Genomic DNA, 3,749 nt, shown 5'->3' with positions numbered 1-3,749 from the left:
ACAGGAGGTAAAATGTATTCACCATATGCACATGTAACTCGTGAACAATATAGCCAGTTCTTATATAACTCTATTAATGCAGTAGAAAAAGAGACTAAGCCAGAAGTGAAGCCAGATCCAAAACCTGAAACAAAGCCTGAAACAAAGCCAGAAGAAAAACCAGAAGTGAAACCAGAAGTGAAACCAGATCCAAAACCTGAAACAAAACCAGAGGAAAAACCAGAAGTAAAGCCAGATCCAAAACCTGAAACAAAACCAGAGGAAAAACCAGAAGTGAAACCAGATCCAAAACCTGAAACAAAACCAGAGGAAAAACCAGAAGTGAAACCAGATCCAAAACCTGAAACAAAACCAGAGGAAAAACCTGAAACTAAGCCAGAGACAAAGCCAGAAGTACCAGCAGGCTTAGATGCTAGTTTAGCAAATGAGAAATTGGTTTATTATCCAGAAGCATTAAAAAACCCAATAGTACAGAAACAAGTATCTAGTGAAGCTCAGAGTATCATCAAAGATATTAATAGTACCTATAGTACAAGCTTAAAATATAAAGAGATTGGTGGTTCTATTGATTTATTAGATAGTAATATGTATCTACCAGAAGGTTCTATTGGAGCACAATTTTCTGTAGTTGGAAGTTCAGGTGATTTTAAAATATATTTCCTAGATAACAACAAAGCGACTGTTGAATTAGCGAAACAATGGACTACTTTACTAAGTGGCTTAAATCTAGATAAGGAAATTCAAGAAACGGTTGATGCACGAAAAATAAACAACTATGAAAAAGGAAACTATAAAATTCGCATTGGACAATCTATGGCTGATCACACAATGTATGTAGACGTTCATTCTAAATAATGATATAATAATTTATAATTATAATAAGATAAACAAATGATATGCGTGAAGGACAAACCTTACGTACCTAACCAATGGTACAGGTTTGTCCTTTTTTATGTTTTAGGGGGGAAAATAATGAAAATAAAAAGTAAACTACTGTTGGTTTGTACTTCTGTTTTATTAGCGATGCCTACAATGGTCGAGGCAAAAAATGCCGATGTACCTTTTCTGAATGGAAATGAGGATAAGTTTCTTAAGTCAAAAGATTTACAAATGCAAGGTAAATTCTATCGATTTGGAAGAGATTATGCACCACCTGGTATAGATTTAGCGTACAAAGGAGACCTTCACTATCCGGCTGTTTACAATGGTTCTTTTAGTTTTGAAAACCCACAAGCAAACTTGGTACAAAGAGAAGACCTAAGTGAGCCTTTTGTGCGGATTTCAAACGATGGTTATTGGAATAAGGCTGTCACAGTGGGAGATCGGATGGTTACAGAAATCGAAAGAGTGAATAATGGTGTTATATCTGATAAATATTGGGGAAATCCTAAATTTGTTTTAGATAATATAAACAGTCATGTCATTTTTAATAATACAGGTTCTGAGAATTATGGAGCATTTTACTGGATTCGTGATATAGCTTACCTTTCTGGTGGATATGCAGGTGCTGGCGGCGTAAATGGAATAAATAAATATAACCTATGGTATGTACGATCTAGTAAACCTGAAATAAAAGATTTTAAAGCTTCTAATGGTAAGAAGGATACACCTGTTAAGTTTACATTTAACGGTTTCGAGTACGTAAGTAAAGATAAAGGATATACAGAACGTGGTCCCAAACTCGATATAGGTAACCCTTATTCATCGATAGCGGGTGAACGGAATCGTGTGAAATGGCTGTTGGATATCACTAAAAATGGTGAAAAAGTGCATCATCAAGAAAATTACTTGCGCTCAACGCCACAAAAAGATAATCAAAAACCAAATGAAGGTGATGCAGGACGATTTACGAAAGAAGATATAAGTTGGCAACCTCAGATGTGTGGTCGATATACGGCAAAATTAAAAATTATTGATGGAGTTCAAAGGGATTCAAATGAGAAAACAGTTGATTTCATTGTAGATGGAAACTGTGGTACAGAAGTAACACCTAATCCAGATCCAGGTGATGAAGATGATTTTAAATATAAAATTGATTTCTCTGCTGACCGAATTGAAGGAGAAACAGCAAGAGAAGGAAAGAATATAAAAACAAGAATAGATGTATCACGTGATAATTTTAAACCGGAACGTGACCAATATAGAGCAAAGGTGAATAATAATATTAATAAATCTCAACAGGAAGTATATAGCGCTGAATCAGGTAGGGACAGTGCACAGTCTAGTTTGAGTTATTGTCGTCGTAATCCAATTCATGAGAAAGATGAAAAAGGCAATGATTACTACATTGATAGAGACTGTTCTTGGGAAGAAAATAGATTAGACGATGCTGCAAGTAGACTAGATACAGCAAGACAGAAACTAGAAAAAGAGAAAAATAAAATTAAAAAGTTAGATTCATTAGAAGCAAAATATGCAAATCCTGAAACAGTAGTCGTGCTCAAGCATAACGGACAACAAGTAGCGTCACAACAGGTAAGGTTAACTGAGGGAGAAAAGAAAACCTTGAACCTTGGCTGGCAACATCAGGGGAAAGGAACAATTCAGGCAGAAATTAACCCTGCTGGTAACCGTCTAGATATAGAAGAAACCACATACAAAAATAATCCTATTAAAACAGCTATCTATACACCATCTCATGAAAAAGGGATGTGCGGAGTAACGAGTGTAAAAGGTGTGGTAGAAACAGTAAGTGAACGTGTGTCAAAAGAGGATACAGTGGGAGAAATGTTCTATGAAACATTAAGTGGAAGTATTGATAATTTAGCACCATCTAAGCTCCATGCTGGGTATGGTTTTTCTTATGAAGTTAATGGGAAATACAAAAATGATTGGAATGCCAATTATCCAGGTGTATTTACAAAAGCAACGGCACAGTATCCATTTGCAGATGAAGGACTAAAAACAACATATGATTTAGAGAGTGTTTCTAATAATGGCGTAACATCAAAATTCTTACCTAAAAATATGTATTTGTCTGAAATAACGGGACATGTCTTTGATAGTAAAAGACCAACTAAGTCTTTATATTGGGATGGACAAGAGAAAATTATTGATGGTGGACAAAAATGGTATGCACCATTAAAGACGAAAGATGGGAAGTATTCTTTCAATGTGGAGACAAATCCTGCCGGTGTGAATGAAATGAGCTTGTGCCTGACAAATGAGGTAGAAATTAAAGGTGTCGCGTATGATGACTTTAAGAAGAGAAGGGTGCTTGCAGACCTCCCATTCCCTGTACAAACGCCTGGATGGAACTGGGTTGGAAAAGAACACATAATTACAGACTTATCAAACTGGTACTACATGAAGAATAAAAATTAGTTAAATAGTATTATATAATTAGTTGAATCGATAAAAAGTATATAATCCTTCTTAAACTAGTAGCTGAATGGATAAACCAAAGGCACATCCCTTAATGAGGTGTGCCTTTTTTACGTAGAAAGGAGAATTTTCGAATGGATAATAATAAAAAACAGCGTATGAAACGAACGATTTTTATTGGAGTTATCGCAATGATTATCTCGCTATATATTGGAAGTGAATTTCAGGATCGGAATGGGACAAGTTATGCTCCTGCAAAGTATTTTGAAACGGGAACAAAATTGATTTCGTTTTAATAATAATGTCTTTTTTATCAACTATTGCGGTTAAATCTGCATGACATGTACAATAGTTGATGTTATAATAAGTGTAGAAGTATTATAACAATAGTTTTTGCATAAACTAAAGAAGACGAGATGCTCCAA

2 protein-coding genes and 1 pseudogene are annotated in these 3,749 nt (G+C 35.0%); all 3 read left to right on the top strand.

All coding sequences use genetic code 11. From position 1 onward, the window contains the following. Nucleotides 1-855: pseudogene (locus FOT98_RS28265) on the top strand (S-layer homology domain-containing protein); the annotation flags it as partial. Nucleotides 856-972: 117 nt separating this feature from the next. After that, on the top strand, nt 973-3,324 hold the full coding sequence (locus tag FOT98_RS28260; RefSeq protein ID WP_000695233.1) for a hypothetical protein: 2,352 nt from the start codon (nt 973-975) through the stop codon (nt 3,322-3,324). A gap of 134 nt (nt 3,325-3,458) precedes the next feature. Beyond that, the gene (locus FOT98_RS32595; protein WP_000369764.1) at nt 3,459-3,620 is read left to right on the top strand and encodes a hypothetical protein; all 162 of its coding nucleotides are present in this window, start codon (nt 3,459-3,461) and stop codon (nt 3,618-3,620) included. Nucleotides 3,621-3,749: the final 129 nt, after the last annotated feature.

Origin of the sequence: Bacillus sp. HY001 (genome assembly GCF_007558965.1) — a bacterium.
GTDB lineage: Bacteria > Bacillota > Bacilli > Bacillales > Bacillaceae_G > Bacillus_A > Bacillus_A mobilis.
The sequence above is the reverse complement of the archived record's forward strand: the minus strand, read 5'-3'. Positions and strand labels throughout refer to the sequence as shown.